At 68.5% G+C, this 14,378-nt stretch carries 10 protein-coding genes, 1 tRNA gene and 3 pseudogenes; 9 read left to right on the top strand and 5 right to left on the bottom strand.

Annotated elements, in window-relative coordinates; all coding sequences use genetic code 11:
• Positions 1 to 4 precede the first annotated feature (4 nt).
• Both RIN75_RS35695 and RIN75_RS35690 read left to right on the top strand, forming a co-directional pair.
• Entirely contained in the window at positions 5 to 1,309 is a 1,305-nt protein-coding gene (locus RIN75_RS35695) for an MFS transporter (RefSeq protein ID WP_309116507.1), read from the top strand.
• Positions 1,310 to 1,374: 65 nt separating this feature from the next.
• Positions 1,375 to 2,130: a thioredoxin domain-containing protein gene (locus tag RIN75_RS35690; protein WP_309116506.1), complete on the top strand. Its 756-nt coding sequence runs from the start codon at positions 1,375 to 1,377 to the stop codon at positions 2,128 to 2,130.
• On the opposite strand, the gene RIN75_RS35685 is transcribed toward RIN75_RS35690, so the two are convergent.
• Both RIN75_RS35685 and RIN75_RS35680 read right to left on the bottom strand, forming a co-directional pair.
• Positions 2,111 to 2,380 carry a hypothetical protein gene (locus tag RIN75_RS35685; protein WP_309116505.1) on the bottom strand — a complete coding sequence of 90 codons (270 nt, stop codon included), beginning with the start codon at positions 2,378 to 2,380 and terminating at the stop codon, positions 2,111 to 2,113. The genes RIN75_RS35690 and RIN75_RS35685 overlap by 20 nt on opposite strands.
• Positions 2,334 to 2,708: a hypothetical protein gene (locus tag RIN75_RS35680; RefSeq protein ID WP_309116504.1), complete on the bottom strand. Its 375-nt coding sequence runs from the start codon at positions 2,706 to 2,708 to the stop codon at positions 2,334 to 2,336. Before RIN75_RS35680 ends, RIN75_RS35685 begins: the two co-directional genes overlap by 47 nt.
• 825 nt (positions 2,709 to 3,533) lie before the next feature.
• On the opposite strand from RIN75_RS35680, the gene RIN75_RS35675 reads away from it, so the two are divergent.
• The 3 genes from RIN75_RS35675 to RIN75_RS35665 all read left to right on the top strand — a co-directional run bounded on the left by RIN75_RS35675 (position 3,534) and on the right by RIN75_RS35665 (position 7,852).
• Positions 3,534 to 3,606, top strand: a tRNA-Ala gene (locus RIN75_RS35675).
• A 217-nt stretch (positions 3,607 to 3,823) separates the two neighbouring features.
• Complete coding sequence (locus RIN75_RS35670; protein WP_309116503.1) at positions 3,824 to 4,192, top strand: hypothetical protein; 369 nt, start codon at positions 3,824 to 3,826, stop codon at positions 4,190 to 4,192.
• A gap of 432 nt (positions 4,193 to 4,624) precedes the next feature.
• Positions 4,625 to 7,852 (top strand): SNF2-related protein, encoded by a 3,228-nt coding sequence (locus tag RIN75_RS35665; protein ID WP_309116502.1) that lies wholly within the window; start codon positions 4,625 to 4,627, stop codon positions 7,850 to 7,852.
• A 291-nt stretch (positions 7,853 to 8,143) separates the two neighbouring features.
• On the opposite strand, the pseudogene RIN75_RS35660 reads toward RIN75_RS35665, so the two are convergent.
• Positions 8,144 to 8,922: pseudogene (locus RIN75_RS35660) on the bottom strand (transposase family protein).
• 160 nt (positions 8,923 to 9,082) lie between these two features.
• On the opposite strand from RIN75_RS35660, the gene RIN75_RS35655 reads away from it, so the two are divergent.
• On the top strand, positions 9,083 to 9,553 hold the full coding sequence (locus tag RIN75_RS35655) for a hypothetical protein (protein ID WP_309116501.1): 471 nt from the start codon (positions 9,083 to 9,085) through the stop codon (positions 9,551 to 9,553).
• Positions 9,554 to 10,128: 575 nt separating this feature from the next.
• A pseudogene (locus RIN75_RS35650) lies at positions 10,129 to 10,389 on the top strand (IS1380 family transposase); the annotation flags it as partial.
• Here RIN75_RS35650 and RIN75_RS35645 read toward each other — a convergent pair.
• Positions 10,383 to 10,742: pseudogene (locus RIN75_RS35645) on the bottom strand (transposase); the annotation flags it as partial. The pseudogenes RIN75_RS35650 and RIN75_RS35645 overlap by 7 nt on opposite strands.
• Positions 10,743 to 11,012: 270 nt before the next feature.
• Here RIN75_RS35645 and RIN75_RS35640 point away from each other — a divergent pair.
• Together RIN75_RS35640 and RIN75_RS35635 are read left to right on the top strand one after the other, a co-directional pair.
• Positions 11,013 to 11,309 (top strand): hypothetical protein, encoded by a 297-nt coding sequence (locus tag RIN75_RS35640; protein ID WP_309116500.1) that lies wholly within the window; start codon positions 11,013 to 11,015, stop codon positions 11,307 to 11,309.
• A complete protein-coding gene (locus RIN75_RS35635) occupies positions 11,306 to 11,644 on the top strand; it encodes a hypothetical protein (protein ID WP_309116499.1) in 339 nt (112 codons plus the stop codon). Before RIN75_RS35640 ends, RIN75_RS35635 begins: the two co-directional genes overlap by 4 nt.
• A 467-nt stretch (positions 11,645 to 12,111) precedes the next feature.
• Here the strand turns inward: RIN75_RS35635 and RIN75_RS35630 are convergent.
• A partial coding sequence (locus RIN75_RS35630; RefSeq protein WP_309116498.1) for a hypothetical protein occupies positions 12,112 to 14,378 on the bottom strand: 2,267 nt, incomplete at its 5' end.

Raw genomic sequence — 14,378 nt, 5'->3', positions numbered from 1 at the left:
CCCAGTGCCGGGGATCGAGATCAAGTCCAAGCCCCGGCTGCCGAGCGAGGTGTGGGTGCTCGTCGCGGCGAGCTTCATCATCGCGATCGGCTTCGGCATCGTCGCGCCCGTCCTGCCCGCCTACGCCAAGGGCTTCGACGTCGGCACCACCGCGGTCTCCGCGATCGTCAGCGCGTTCGCCCTGGTCAGGCTGCTCTTCGCGCCGTTGAGCGGGCGGCTGGTGACCCGGTTCGGCGAGACCCGGATCTACGTGTGGGGCATCCTCATCGTGGCCGTCGGCACGGCTGCCTGCGGGTTCGCCACCGCGTACTGGCAGCTGCTGGTGTTCCGGTCGTTCGCGGGCGTCGGCTCGACCATGTTCACGGTGGCCGCCGTGGGCCTGCTCATCCGCATCACGCCGGCCCCGCTGCGCGGTCGCGCGTCCGGGCTGTGGGCGACCGGGTTCCTGCTGGGCAACATCGCCGGACCGATCGTCGGCGCGGGCCTGGCGGAGATCTCCATCCGGGTGCCGTTCGTGGTCTACGCGGTCGCGCTGATCGTCGCCGCGCTGGTGGTGTGGTGGTTCCTGCGCCGGTCCACGCTGGCCGCGCTGGACTCCGCCCCGCAGGCCGCCATGACCGTCCGCCAGGCCCTCGGCTCGTCCGCCTACCGCGCGACGCTCGCGTCCGGGTTCGCCAACGCGTGGGCGGTGTTCGGCGTGCGGATCTCGCTGGTGCCGCTGTTCGTGGTGGAGGCGCTGTACGGGAGCCCGGCCGTGGCGGGCATCTCGCTGTCGGTGTTCGCCGCCGGCAACGCGGCCGTGCTGATGATCTCCGGCAAGCTCTCCGACGGCATCGGCCGCAAGCCGGTGGCCATCGCCGGGCTCCTGGTGTCCGCCGGCGGCACGATCTGGCTCGGGTTCACCACGGACGTGACGATGTTCATGGCCGCGTCCCTCGTCTCCGGCATCGGCGCGGGCCTGCTCAACCCGCCGCAGAACGCGGTGGTCGCGGACGTCATCGGCGCGAAGGCCAAGGGCGGACCGGTGCTGGCCGCGTTCCAGATGGTCGGCGACTGCGGCGCCATCGTCGGCCCGCTGCTGGCCGGGCTCCTGGTCGACCACGTGTCCTACAGCGCGGCGTTCACCCTGACGGGGGCCACCATGCTGGTGGCGCTGGTGTTCTGGCTGTTCTCGCCGGAGACCCTCCCGCGCGAGCCGTCCGAGCACGTCGCGGAGGTCGTGGCGAGCGAGTGCGGGTGCATCGACGAGGGTCCCGAGGTGCCCACCGGGGAGCGCCTCGCGGGTCGTCCGCGTCAGCCGGACGCGTGAGCACTCAGGTTCCGCTCAGCATGTCTCGGTAGCCTGCGTGGCGCGTTCGACCGGGAGGAACTGACGTGGGTGGCGCTGAGCGCAACGCTCGGAAGAAGAAGCAGGAGCAGCGGGCGGCCAAGGCGGTGGCCGCGGCACGCGGGTCGAGCGGCGACCGGAACAAGGTCGTCATCGGCATCGTGGTGGTCGCGGTGCTGGCGCTGGTGGTCGTCGGCGGCGTGATCTGGACCTCCAGGTCCTCGTCGGACTCCTTGAAGCTGCCCACCGACGTGGCCGGGATCAACGCGCCGATCGTGCGCGAGGGCGGCGTCGTCGTGGTGGGCAAGGACACCGCGAAGGCCACCATCGACCTGTACGAGGACTTCCTGTGCCCGGCGTGCGGGCAGTTCAAGAAGATCTACGGGGCCGAGATCAAGCAGGAGATCGAGAAGGGCACCCTGCGCGTGCGCTACCACGCGCTGCCGTTCCTGGTGCGCCTGTCCGAGCCGGAGGGCTACTCGCGGGACTCGGCCAACGCGGCGCTGTGCGCGGCCGACCAGGGCAAGTTCTGGGAGCTGCACGAGGCGCTGTTCGCGGCGCAGCCCGAGGAGGGCGGTCCCGGGTACACCAAGGAGGAACTGGTCAAGGCCGGGACCGCCCTGGGGTTGTCCGAGGACAAGTTCAAGCCGTGCGTCGACGGGGGTGTCTTCGAGAAGGACGCCCAGGCCGAGCTGGACGCGGCGCGCGCGCAGCCGTTCTTCAAGGGCACGCCGAGCGTGGCGCACAACGGCCAGGGCGTCGACGTGGGCGACGAGAACTGGATCAAGAAGCTGGTGGGGTGAGGCCGGGGACCGGCGGCTCGCCGTCAGTCCAGCGGACCAGCCGCCGCGCCTTGCCGGTTTCCGTCCGCGGCACCGTGCCTTCGCGCACCACAACCACTTGGCACGTAAGCCCAAGATGTTCCTTGAGTGCCTTGGCCAGACTCTCTCGCACCCCCTCTTCTGCTTCTACAACAACCCAAAGTTCGGGTCGGGCAGGGCGGTCTTCAACGATCAGGTAGTGCGGGCTGACCCGTTCGTCCGCCAGCAACACCGCCTCGATCTCGGTGGGGAACACGTTGACGCCCCCGGATGACGAGCATGTCGTCCCGACGCCCCAACACTTTGCTCATCCGACGCAGGGTGCGCGGGCTGTCCGGGACGGGTGGGGCGAGCGTGGCGATGTCCCCGGTTCGGTAGCGCAGCAACGGCATCCCGGTCTTGGTCAGCGTGGTGAACACCAGTTCCCCCGGCGTCCCGTCCGGCACCGGCCGCCCGTCCTCGTCGATCGCCTCCACCAGGAAGTGATCCTCGGCAACGTTCAACATCCCTTGCCAGTCAAGCGATTCACAGGCCACTCCCGGCCCGATGATCTCGCTCAACCCGTAGATGTCCAGCGCCCTGATCCCAGCAACTCCTCGATCTGGCGCCGCATCCCCTCCGTCCAGGGCTCCGCCCCGAACACCCCCACCTTGAACGACGACTGCACACCACTTTTGCGGAGGGCCTCCCAAGGTGGATCGCGTAAGAAGGTGTGCAACACAACACATCCGGCCGCAAATCCGCCACCATCCGCACCTGCCGCTCCGTCATCCCTCCCGACAGCGGCAACACAGTGGCTCCAAGCCGCATCGCGCCGTGATGCACCCCAAGACCACCCGTGAACAGCCCGTAGCCATAGGCGTTGTGAATCAAACTCTCCCGAGTCGCCCCCGCGCCCCCGAGCGCCCGAGCCATCACCGAGGCCCTCACATCCACGTCATGCGCCGTATACGGCCACCAAGGTCGGCCGCCCACCCGTCCCAGACGACCCGTGGATGCACACGATGGGCTCACCGGTCCGCAACCCCTCCGGATAGTGGTCCCAAAGATCCTGCTTGGTCACAAACGGCAACCGCCAAAGCTCCTCCAACGAGACATCCCCCACACCCCCCACCCCAACATCGCGCAACCGCTCCCCCTGAACCCCACCAGCTCCCAGCAGCCGCCCCACCAACCCCCGCAACCGCCGCTCCTGCACCCCACGTCGAACCTCCGGCCGCACACCCCCAGCGTCCGGCTCCACCAACGCCACGGCACCCATGCACCCCGGTTTAGCAGCCAAAACGCTCCGGTGGTACCCCCGATTTCCATCCACGCGGTGGCATGTTGTACGGTATTGCCACACGAGAACGGCGGCCCAAACCGCCGGGGAACGTGAGTGGTACGGGGCTGTGGCGCAGCTGGTAGCGCATCACACTGGCAGTGTGAGGGTCAGGGGTTCGAGTCCCCTCAGCTCCACAATCGAATACAGCATACGAATCGCCCGCTGAGCTGCTTGGATGCAGTCGGCGGGCGATCTTGCTTTTGTGTCCACTATGGACTGCGGCGGCCGGTCTGGAGCAGATCTGAGCAGGCGGTCGCCCCGGACGAAATGTTGTCAGCAGTGTGCTCCAGGTCTCACTAACCTGGCTGGGTGGATCCGCCCGCGACTTTTCCATCGCTGTAGCCGCCGTCAATGTTCGACACCGTAGTCTCCTGCGCTGACATGACACGACCACTCCTGAACGACCGCGGCCTCGCGGTGGCATGCGCACTGGTCTTCGCGACCTGCCTCGGGATCGCGGCACTCGGCTTCGCCCAGATCGCATCGACCTACCAGTGGTGCGAGAGCGATGCGGCGGGACAACTGGCGTCGACGAGGGCGGTGGCCGAGCTGCGTCTTGACGCAACACCGGCCGTCGTTTGTCGAAGCGGTGAGGTGACCGTGGAGCTGCCGGTCACGCCGGCTGTGGCCGGCGTGGTGTTCGCTGTGATCGGCATGGTGATCAGTCTCGTCACGGTCGTCATCACCGCGCGGCGTGTCCGTGCTGCCCAACGGCCTTGACAGCGGAAACGGCTGCTTCGGCGATCCACCGAGGAGTCCAACTGGTTGGAGGTGCGCTGATCGACGCCCGTGACAGGGCTCCTTGCCACGGCACGATCGCCATTCGGCAGACCAGGTAGATGTCTTCCGGATTTGCGGGCGGCAGAGGAACCGGTGGTTCGGGAATGCTGAGCCATAGTCGTCTGCCACTGCGGCGATGCGATCGACGGTTTCCCACGGTATGCCGTGACGGCATGGCCGAGCGCACTGCGGACGGCTCGCTAACCCGATTCGTGTAAGGGGCCTTGAGCCTTGACGCCAGGTCGTCCTGCCGCTCACCGAGGAACCGTCGTGCTGCTCGACGTACTCGACGGCAGTCCGCGTCACCTTCGGCAGTGCGGTGCTGCGGCACTGCCGACCACGCACCGCTGGAGCGGTTGCTAGGTTCACCGCGTGCGCGTGACCCACCTCCAAGTGGATTTGGCCGATGTCGAGCACGCCGTCGGCCGGACCACCTACGACCGGGGAACCGACTACGCGCTGCGGGGCGCCGTCCTGGGCGTGGCGTGGAACGACATCGACACCGCGCTGCACGGCACGGTGCGCGGCCGGGGCGACGTCTACGAGGCGTCCGCGTACTTCGACGAAGTCGACGACGGCGTAGTCGACTTCGCCCATGGCGAGTGCACCTGCCCCGTGGGGTTCAACTGCAAGCACGTGGTGGCGCTGGTCATCGCCGCCACCCAGCGGCCACCCGGCCGCAAGAAGCCGAAGACGACCTGGGACGAGGCGTTCCAGGACCTGCTCGGGACGGGCCAGCACGCCGGCGGGGACGCGCCGCTGGCCGTCGAGCTGACGCTCGCGTCGCACAAGCCGCACACCCGGGCAGAGCCCGTCCTGAACGCGCGGATCGTGCGGCGGGGCAAGACCGGGTGGGTCGCGAGCGGACTGGGCTGGAACCAGCTCGACGCCTACCAGGTCAAGGACTACCGCGCCGCCCACGTGCGGCTGCTGCGGGAGCTGTACGGGCTGTACCTGGCCGGCACCCGCCCCGGCTACCACTCCTACTACGACGCCCGGACCATCCAGCTGACCTCGTTCGACTCCGCCAAGCTCTGGCCGCTGCTCGACGAGGCGCGGGAAGCCGGCCTGCGGCTGGTCCACGGACGCAAGTCGTGGGGCGACGTGGACGCCCCCGCGGTGGCGCGGATCGCCCTCGATGTCACCAAGGCCGGCAAAGCCGACCGGGTCCGCCCGGTGATCGAGGTGGACGGCGCCACGTCCGGGATCGAACCGATCGGCTTCATCGGCTCCGACGGCCACGGCCTGGTCTACGCGGACCCGACGTGCGCACCGGCCGGGGCCGACAGCCGCTACCGGCACTTCCGGCTCGCCCGGTTCGCCACACCGGTCCCACCAGGGCTGCAAGAACTGGTGATCGACGACAAGCACCTCACCGTCCCCCAGACCGGCCGCGACCGGTTCCGCGCCGAGATCTACCCGCGCCTGCGGCACCTGGCCCCCGTGACCTCCTCCGACGGCACCTTCACACCTCCGCACATCTCCGGCCCCACCCTCGTCGTGCACACCGAGTTCGGCGCGGGGCACGCCGTGGGCGTCGACTGGGAATGGGCCTACGAGATCGGGGACTCCCGGCTGCGCGTGCCGCTGGACGCGGCCGGGTCGGACGACGGCTACCGCGACCTCGACGCGGAACGCGCCGTGCTGGCCTCGGTCGAGCACGTCGTCCCGCACCCCGACCGGGTCGCCCTGAGCGGCCTGGACACCGTGCGGTTCGTCACCGGGACGCTGCCGCTGCTCGCTGGGCACCCCGGCGTCGAGGTCGAGACCACCGGTGAGCCGGCCGACTACCGCGAGGTGAGCGACGCGGTGTCGATCGGCGTGTCGACCACGGCACTGGCCGGGGAGACCGACTGGTTCGACCTCGGCGTCACGATCAGCGTCGAGGGCGCGCCGGTGCCGTTCGTCGAGGTCTTCTCGGCGCTGAGCCGGGGCGAGTCGCACGTGCTGCTTCCCGACGGCGCCTACTTCTCCCTCGACAAGCCCGAACTCCGCGCGCTCACCGGGCTGATCGACGAGGCCCGGACCCTCCAGGACGCCCCCGGTGGCGAACTGCGGATCAGCCGCTTCCAGGCCGGCCTGTGGGAGGAACTGGCCGGCCTCGGCGTCGTCGAACGCCAAGCGGAGGCGTGGCGGCGCCAGGTCGACGGCCTGCTGTCCGGCGAGGCCGTCCGCGCCTACCGGGTGCCCGCCACCCTCGACGCCCGACTGCGCCCTTACCAGGTCGACGGCTTCCGGTGGCTCGCCTTCCTCTGGGAAGCCGGGCTCGGCGGCATCCTGGCCGACGACATGGGGCTCGGCAAGACGGTGCAGTCGCTGGCGCTGATCTGCCACGCGAAAGCGACCCGGCCCGGCGGACCGCCGTTCCTCATCGTCGCGCCCACGAGCGTCGTGTCCAACTGGGCCGCCGAAGCGGCGCGCTTCGCACCCGGTCTGGACGTCGTCGCCGTGCCCGACACCGCCCGGCGGCGCGGCGTGCCGCTGGACGAGCTCATCGCCGGAGCGGACGTGGTCGTCACCTCGTACGCGGTGTTCCGGATCGACTTCGACACCTACTCGGCCGTGCCGTGGTCCGGACTCGTGCTGGACGAGGCCCAGTTCGCCAAGAACCACCAGTCGAAGCTCCACCAGTGCGCGCGGGCGCTCCCGGCGCCCTTCAAGCTGGCGATCACCGGCACGCCGATGGAGAACAACCTCATGGAGCTGTGGTCGCTGCTGTCGATCACCGCGCCCGGGCTGTTCCCGAACCCGGCCCGGTTCCGGGAGTACTACGGCCTGCCCATCGAGAAGCGCGGGGACGCCGACCGGCTGGCACGGCTGCGACGGCGCATCAAGCCGCTGGTCAAGCGCCGCACCAAGGAACAGGTCGTCGCCGACCTGCCCGCCAAGCAGGAGCAGGTGCTCGAAGTGGACCTGCACCCGCAGCACCGCAAGATCTACCAGACCCACCTCCAGCGGGAGCGGCAGAAGGTGCTCGGCCTGGTCGACGACGTGGACCGGAACAGGTTCACGATCCTGCAGTCGATCACCCTGCTGCGCAGGCTCAGCCTGCACGCCGGGCTGGTCGACGACCGGCACGGCGAGCTGCCGTGCGGCAAGATCGACGCGCTGGTCGGGCAGCTCCACGACGTGGTCGACGGCGGGCACCGGGCCCTCGTCTTCAGCCAGTTCACCGGCTTCCTGGACAAGGTCCGCGCCCGGCTCGACGCCGCCGGGATCGAGTACTGCTACCTCGACGGCAAGACCCGCGCCCGCGCGGCCGTGCTCAAGCGGTTCAAGGAAGGGGCCGCGCCGGTCTTCCTGATCAGCCTCAAGGCGGGCGGGTTCGGGCTCAACCTCACCGAGGCGGACTACTGCTTCCTGCTCGACCCGTGGTGGAACCCGGCGACCGAGGCGCAGGCCGTGGACCGGACCCACCGCATCGGCCAGACCCGCAACGTCATCGTGTACCGCCTCGTCGCGACCGACACCATCGAGGAGAAGGTGATGGCGCTGAAGGCGAGGAAGGCCGAGCTGTTCACCAGCGTCATGGACGACGGGGACGTCTTCGGCACCGCCCTCGACGCCGACGACATCCGCGAGCTGTTCGCACCGTCGTGAATGGCTCCCCGTCCGCCGCTGGCCACGACGCGGTCGTCGAGCCCTACGATCGTCGGACCCCGTCCCCCGCAAGGATTCGGCTACTGGCTTGCGGTAGCAAATGAGCGCAGGCCACCTGCATGAGTTCGAGATGAATATCAGCTCGGCGTTGGGAGGCTGCGTGACTTGGGCGAGTTCGTCCTCGACCGCGCGGAGACTCGCGTCCGCTGCCGGGCGAAGCAGCGCGATGTGGGTCTCGGCGGTCGACGCGCGTTCGGCGGCTTCTCCGAGTCGGTTATGACGGAGCCTTTTTCATCCTGTGGTGACCTCGTAGTTCTGTAGGACGTGGATGGCTTTGGCCGGTCGGCCGGCGCGGCGGGGGCAGCAGCGGAGCTTGCGCAGGATGCGCCAGGTTTTGAGCTGGGCGTTGGCGCGTTCGCCGGGTCCGCGCAGGCGGGCGTGGGCGCGGTTGGCGTCCTTCTGCGACTCGGGTTTGTTGCGGCCCTTGTACGGGGTGATCACGTGTCGGCTGGTCTGGTCGTAGCCGTGGTAGCCCTTGTCGCCCAGGGCGATCGGCCCGGCCCTGGCGCAGCGCGGCGAGGATGTTCCAGATCCGGGCGGCGGCGGTGTCGTGGGTGCTGCCGGGCAGATCGCCGGACACCCAGGATCGTGCCGTCCGGGGAGGCGATCACCTGCAGGTTCACCCCGTGCATCCTGTGTTTGCCGGAGTGGAACGGGCGGTCGGCGGCGATCCGGTCGATCGGGATGAGCGTGCCGTCGATCACCACGTAGGCGGTGCCCTGGCGTTTCGCCTTGCGCAGCGCGTTTCGCAGCTTCGGGGACCGCTGGGCCAGCAGCTCGACGGTTTCGTTGACGTAGCGCCAGCACGTCGTGGTCGAGACCGCGAATCCGGCGCCCACGTCGGCGAATGGCTCGCCTTTGCGCAGGTACACAAGTACCAGTAGTGCCTGCTGTCCTGGGTCGAGCTTGCGCCACACCGACCCCGGCTGCTTGCGGTGAGCGCGGACCAGCCCGGACACGAAGGTCAGGGTCTGATGTGACAACGGCAGCGCGGCACGGTAGAACAACACGTGAAGCCCCTGGCAACTGCAGAACGATCTTGGTCGAAAGCTCTGCTACCAGGGGCTTCGCCACATCCAGGCGTGGACACGCCGGTGCTCATCAACCTGTTACTCCGCAAGAAGCCTTGCCTGCCAACGCATCCAGCCCAGGATGAAAAAGGCTCAGTGGATGATGCGGTTCATCCAGCACTCGCCCGAGCGCCAGTCGGAGAACCTGGAGCTGTGGAGCAAGTTCCACGAGGTCGTGGTCAAGGCGTTCGAGCAATACCAGCTGCCAGTGATCGAGCTGGGCAAGAGCACGCCCCGCCAGGCGGTGTGCCAGGTCTTCGAGAAGGTCAACACCGGTGGCGTCACCCTGACCGTCTTCGAGTTGCTGACCGCCACCTTCGCCGCGGACGTCTTCGACCTCCGCCAGGACTGGGCTGACCGTCGAGCGCAGTGGGCCGGCAAGTACGGCATCCTCTCCGAGGTCGCCAACACTGACTTCCTGCAAGCGGTCACATTGCTGGCCACGTACGAACGCCACCGAGCCGCCACGAGACCGGCAGGGACGAAGCCACCGTCCCGCGCATCGGCTGCCGACGGGCGGACATGCTCAACCTCATCCTCCCTGAGTACCGCAAGTGGGCACCCGCCGTGACGGACGGCCTCAGGTCAGCCGCCCAGTTCCTGCACTCCCAGCACATCTTCGACACCCGGTTCCTGCCCTACGGCAGCCAGCTCATCCCCATGTCCGCCATCTTCAGCCTGCTCGGCACGAAAGCTGAGACCGTCGGTGCGCGACGGAAGATCTCGCGCTGGTACTGGTCTGGTGTGTTCGGCGAGCTCTACGGCGGCACGACCGAGACACGTTTTGCGCGCGACGTGCCCGAGGTTGTGGCATGGGTGACCGGTCACGGCGAGGAACCCCGCACCGTCCAGGAAGCCCAGTTCTTCTCCAGCCGACTGTGGTCCCTGCGGACCCGCGGCTCCGCCGCCTACAAGGGTCTCTACGCGCTGCTGCTCAAGGCGGGGCCCGTCGACTGGGGCACTGGGTCCGACATGTCCGACGAGAACTACTTCGACAACGCCGTCGACATCCACCACGTGTTCCCTAACCCGCCGCTTTCGTGCGAATTCGGCGTGGCGGGTGTCGATCACGGAGAAAGGTGCTCTGAACTGCGACGATACGACTTGCTGAGGGTCATGTCCGTACCAGTTCAGGAGCTGGCCCTGATCCCCGCCGCCGCGTGGACACCGGCCTACGACGACGAGGGCGTCCCGCGTGACGGGGCGTGGGTCGCCGAGCCCACCGGAGTGCTCGACCTGTCGTCCTGGCCGAAAGGGATGCGGGTGTTGGTCCGTAAGGAACGGCCACATCCCGGCGCCCAGCTGCGGTTCACCGACGCCGACGGGCTCCGCCTGACCGCGTTCGCCACCAACACCGCCAAGGGGCAACTGGCCGACCTGGAACTGCGCCACCGCCGCCGTGGCCGGTTCTGCCATTCGACCATGCCCTCGACCACCTTGTCGGTGATCGTGGAGATGGTCTGGCGGGAGACCTCGGCGCCGTAGACCTCGGCCGGATGCGCGAAGATCTCCCCGGTGGTCAGGCCCTTCGCCGACAGCGAGACGACCATCTCGTCCACGCCGGTGAGCCGCTTCTGCCGCTTGGCCACGATCCGCGGCTCGAACTCGGCGTTGCGGTCGCGCGGCACGTCGATCTCCACCGGCCCGATGTCGGTGAGCACGGTCTTCGAGCGGGTGCCGTTGCGCGAGTTACCGGTTCCCCGACCGGCCGGGTCGTGCTTGTCATAGCCCAGATGGTCGGTGATCTCTCCTTCCAGGGCCGACTGCGCATGGTCTGGCGCAAGCTCAAAGAACTGGCCGACAAGCTGCGCCGTAGAGATTCTGATCCGCAACTCAAGGATCCGCGTGAGGCGGAGCGGCGGCGCAGCGATCAGGAGAAGCAGGACCTCGTCGCCGAAGCCAGGGACAACGGCGTCAAAATTTCGCCGGAGAAGGTCGTCGAGATCGGTAGGGACCCCAACGGGAAGATCGTCTTCCTTGAAGAGGGCGGCACCAACCCCCGTACCAACAAGGAGTCCGGCCTCGCGCACGTGATGAAGCACCGAGACGAGTTCGTGGCGGCCGGCATACCGGAGGGCGAGATCGCCGAGGTGGTGCACCGCGCCGCCACCGAGGGCAAGTACACCGGCTACTACCAGGGCAAGCCACCTGGACGGCCGATCTTCGAGGTTCAGTACGGTGGGCAGACGCACTACGTCACGGTCCAGATCGGTGACAACGGCTTCATCGTCGGTGCCAACATGCGCAGCGCGGACACGCCCTTCAAGGGCGCCCAACGTGATCCGCGTGCGGATGCGGACCCGGACTACCGAGGTTGGGGAGAATGAGCAGGCTGGTTTCGATCCGTGTGGCGCCCGAGTGGGGTGCATTCCCGTTCTGGGTCCGCGTCCCCGGTGAAGTGATCCCCGACAACTGCTCGGCTGAGCGACTGGTGTCCGAGTACGGGGCGCCTGAGGACTTGGCGGCTGCTATCGATGCCTGGGACGACGAGTTCCAGGCCGTCTACAACCGCAGCGACCCGGAGAGCTCGGGCTTCCCCGACGAGGCGACCACGGCGGCGTGGCACGAACGGGGTGAGCGGTTGGCCGAGCGGTTGGCTGCGGCACTGCGTGTGCGAACCGAGTTCCACACCGCGCGTGGGGACCGCGTGTTCGGCGGTTGACGTCGGCGCTGACGGCCGCCATTCACACCGCAGTGTGTGGAGCAAAGCTGGAGCAGACGGAAGAGTTGAACGACGTGCGACGGCTTCGAACGGCGGTGAACGGCACCGGCTGACGTGGCCGTTCTCTGCTTGTGCTGGTCAGGGCACTTGGTGGGCCGCGCTGGCAGTGTGAGGGTCAGGGGTTCGAGTCCCCTCAGCTCCACAAGTTGAAATAGTACGCAAATCGCCCGCTGACCTGCGGTAATGCAGGTGGCGGGCGATCTTGCTTTTGAGGGTCTGTTGTGGACTGGACTTGCCGATGTGGAGCAAATCTCGAGCAGGCGCTCGCTCCGCACAAAATGGTGTCAGCGGTGCTCCAGGTCTCAGCAACCGGCACTGGATGATCCGCTGGAAACTTTCGGTCGCCGTAGTCGCCGTCAATGTTCAGCGCTGGTGCTATGACCGCAGGATGAGCAGTGGGCCTGCGACTACGGCACTGTGCGGACCGCGGCCACCAGTTGGGCCAGATCGACCTGCAATCGATCAGCGAGCTTTCGCACCTGAGGCGGAGCGGCGTCCAGCGGGTGCTGACTCACCGCGGGTGGGAGCCCTTCCGGGTTGCCGAGCAGCAACAGCGGGGTGCCCAGTGGCGAGAGTCGGTAGACACGCCACCTGGGTGCGGTGGACTCGGCGAAGAAGATCGTGGCGCCATCGCGGAGTACCAGGGCAGCCCTGTCGGCGTTGCGGGCAAGGACGGCGGACTGTTTGCCTGCCACGGTCGCCGCTTGGGCGGCGGTGCGTCGCGGGTTGCGGAATTCGCCGTCCACGACCCAGACACCGTCCATCAGCTGTGCGCGCAGCCCGGCCTGTGCGAAGGCTGCCCGGAGTTCGGCTCGTGGGTCGTCGACGACCGCCTCGGCGAGGTGGATGATCTCGTCCACCTCCGATTCGGACACCACCCTGGCGTGTGCCTGGGCGGCGCTGTGGAGGTATTCCACCGCCAGTCGGCGGTCGGCGAACGCCACGAACTCGCGTGCGGCCTCCCAGGCGGCTTTGGCAATGATGTCGCGTTCACGTCCGCCGTGCGGCGAAGCGTCCTGGAAGAGCAGGGCGAGGCACACCGCCGTCAACGAGCATTGGTAGGAGATGGTGCGTCCGGGAAGCGCATCGGTCTCGTCGTCGTCGGGTAACAGTGCGTGGACGAGGTCCCGGACTTCTGCCCGCCAGCTTTCCTCGGTTCCCCACACGCCCGCGGCGAGGAGATCCAGGTAGAGGAGGACGACGGTCATCCGCAGTTCCAGCGGTGGACGGGCGGGACGGGACACCGCTTTGACCCACCGCGTCGCCCAGGTCCGCAGCTTGCGGTGTTCGGACGGCGGGATGGTCCGGTGCGCTGAGTCGGGTGCGATCTCGGCGTCTACGACGTCCTCGTCCTCGCCGTCGGCGAGTTCGGTGTCGTCCGGGTCCGCTCCGACCGTCCACCTGGTGACCGAGCCTTCGGGCAGCCGCAGAGGGGAGGGGAAGACCAGTCCCGTCAGCGAAGGGCCGATCATTCCCTCCACCTGGTGCAGCCAGGCACCCCAGCGGTCCTCGGAGGAGGTGACTTCGACTGGTGACGATTGCGTCCGCAGCGGAGAGGCGCCGGTCGCCGGCCGCTGCGACACCTGGCTGAGCAGGCGCAGGAGATCGGCGTTGAAGCGGGCGGCCAGCACCGGGTCGGTGATGGTTCTGTCCAGTTCGTAGTCGCGGACGAGACGAGGGCGTTCGGACTCGTCCGCGCGCGGCAGGCACCGCACGGGATCCGTCAGGTACACCGCGGAGGACACCACGCGCTCACCCGAGACCTCCACCCAGGCGCGCACGGCGCCGCCGAGCTGTTCCGGCGCCGGGAACCGCACGGTCGCCGAAGTCTCCCCGTCGGGCCGCCAGACGTGGAACGCCCTCCAGGTCCCAGGGGTGCCGTCGGGGGAGGATTCGATGGTGACCGGCTCACGTGCGGTGGTGGTCAGCTCCACGACCAGGTCGTGCTCTTGGCGTCGCGCCCCCAGCAGCACCAGCGTGACCGCGCGACGAGGTTGTGTTGCCACCACCTGGGCCTCGCTGGGCGGGATGGTGGTCGCCGCGGTGCCTTCCGGCAGCAGACTGCTTGAGACGGGTGCGAGAGCGACCAGTTCGCAGTTGCCACCCGTCGCGGTGGTGCTCAGCAGCGCGGCCGCTGTGCAGTTCGCGCTGCCCACCAAAGCCGTGATGGCCCCATCGGCGACCCACTCCACGAGCTTGCCGTGACAAGTGCGGCTTTCGTCGAGCAATCGGAAGCCCGCCGTCGGTACGGTCGTCGCGACCTGTGCAAGGGCAGCCGCGTCGTACTGCGACAAACTCGGTTGCAGGGCAACGTCCAGTACGGCTGGGGAGAACCGGTTGACCAGCGCTCGCAGGGCCGCGGCCGGTGGGTCGAAGAACGGCGAGCTGACACGCAGAGCGTCCACCGGGCCGGTCGGCAGCTCGCTGAGGATCGGCTGCCACAGGTTGCCGAAGATCCTCAAGTCCGGGAGCGAGTCGTCGACCTCGTCGGGCGCCACGTGGCCGCCCACGCGGACGACCGCGTCCGCGATCCACGTGGGCATCGCGACCACCTCGGGTAGATCGACCAACCAGGCGGCGAGGGCGCGTTGCGCGGCCGGTCCCTGTCGCGTCGAGGTGCGCAGCACCAGCCAGATCTCCTGGTTGTGCCCCCACCCGGACCACGTGGGGTTGC

The organism is Saccharothrix sp. (assembly GCF_031180885.1).
Taxonomy (GTDB): domain Bacteria; phylum Actinomycetota; class Actinomycetes; order Mycobacteriales; family Pseudonocardiaceae; genus Actinosynnema.
The sequence above is the reverse complement of the archived record's forward strand: the minus strand, read 5'-3'. Positions and strand labels throughout refer to the sequence as shown.

Coding starts and splice junctions, on each gene's coding strand:
- RIN75_RS35670 (WP_309116503.1), top strand. CDS start 3,824: ATGTTCGACACCGTAGTCTCCTGCGCTGACATGACACGACCACTCCTG.
- RIN75_RS35655 (WP_309116501.1), top strand. CDS start 9,083: ATGATGCGGTTCATCCAGCACTCGCCCGAGCGCCAGTCGGAGAACCTG.
- RIN75_RS35635 (WP_309116499.1), top strand. CDS start 11,306: ATGAGCAGGCTGGTTTCGATCCGTGTGGCGCCCGAGTGGGGTGCATTC.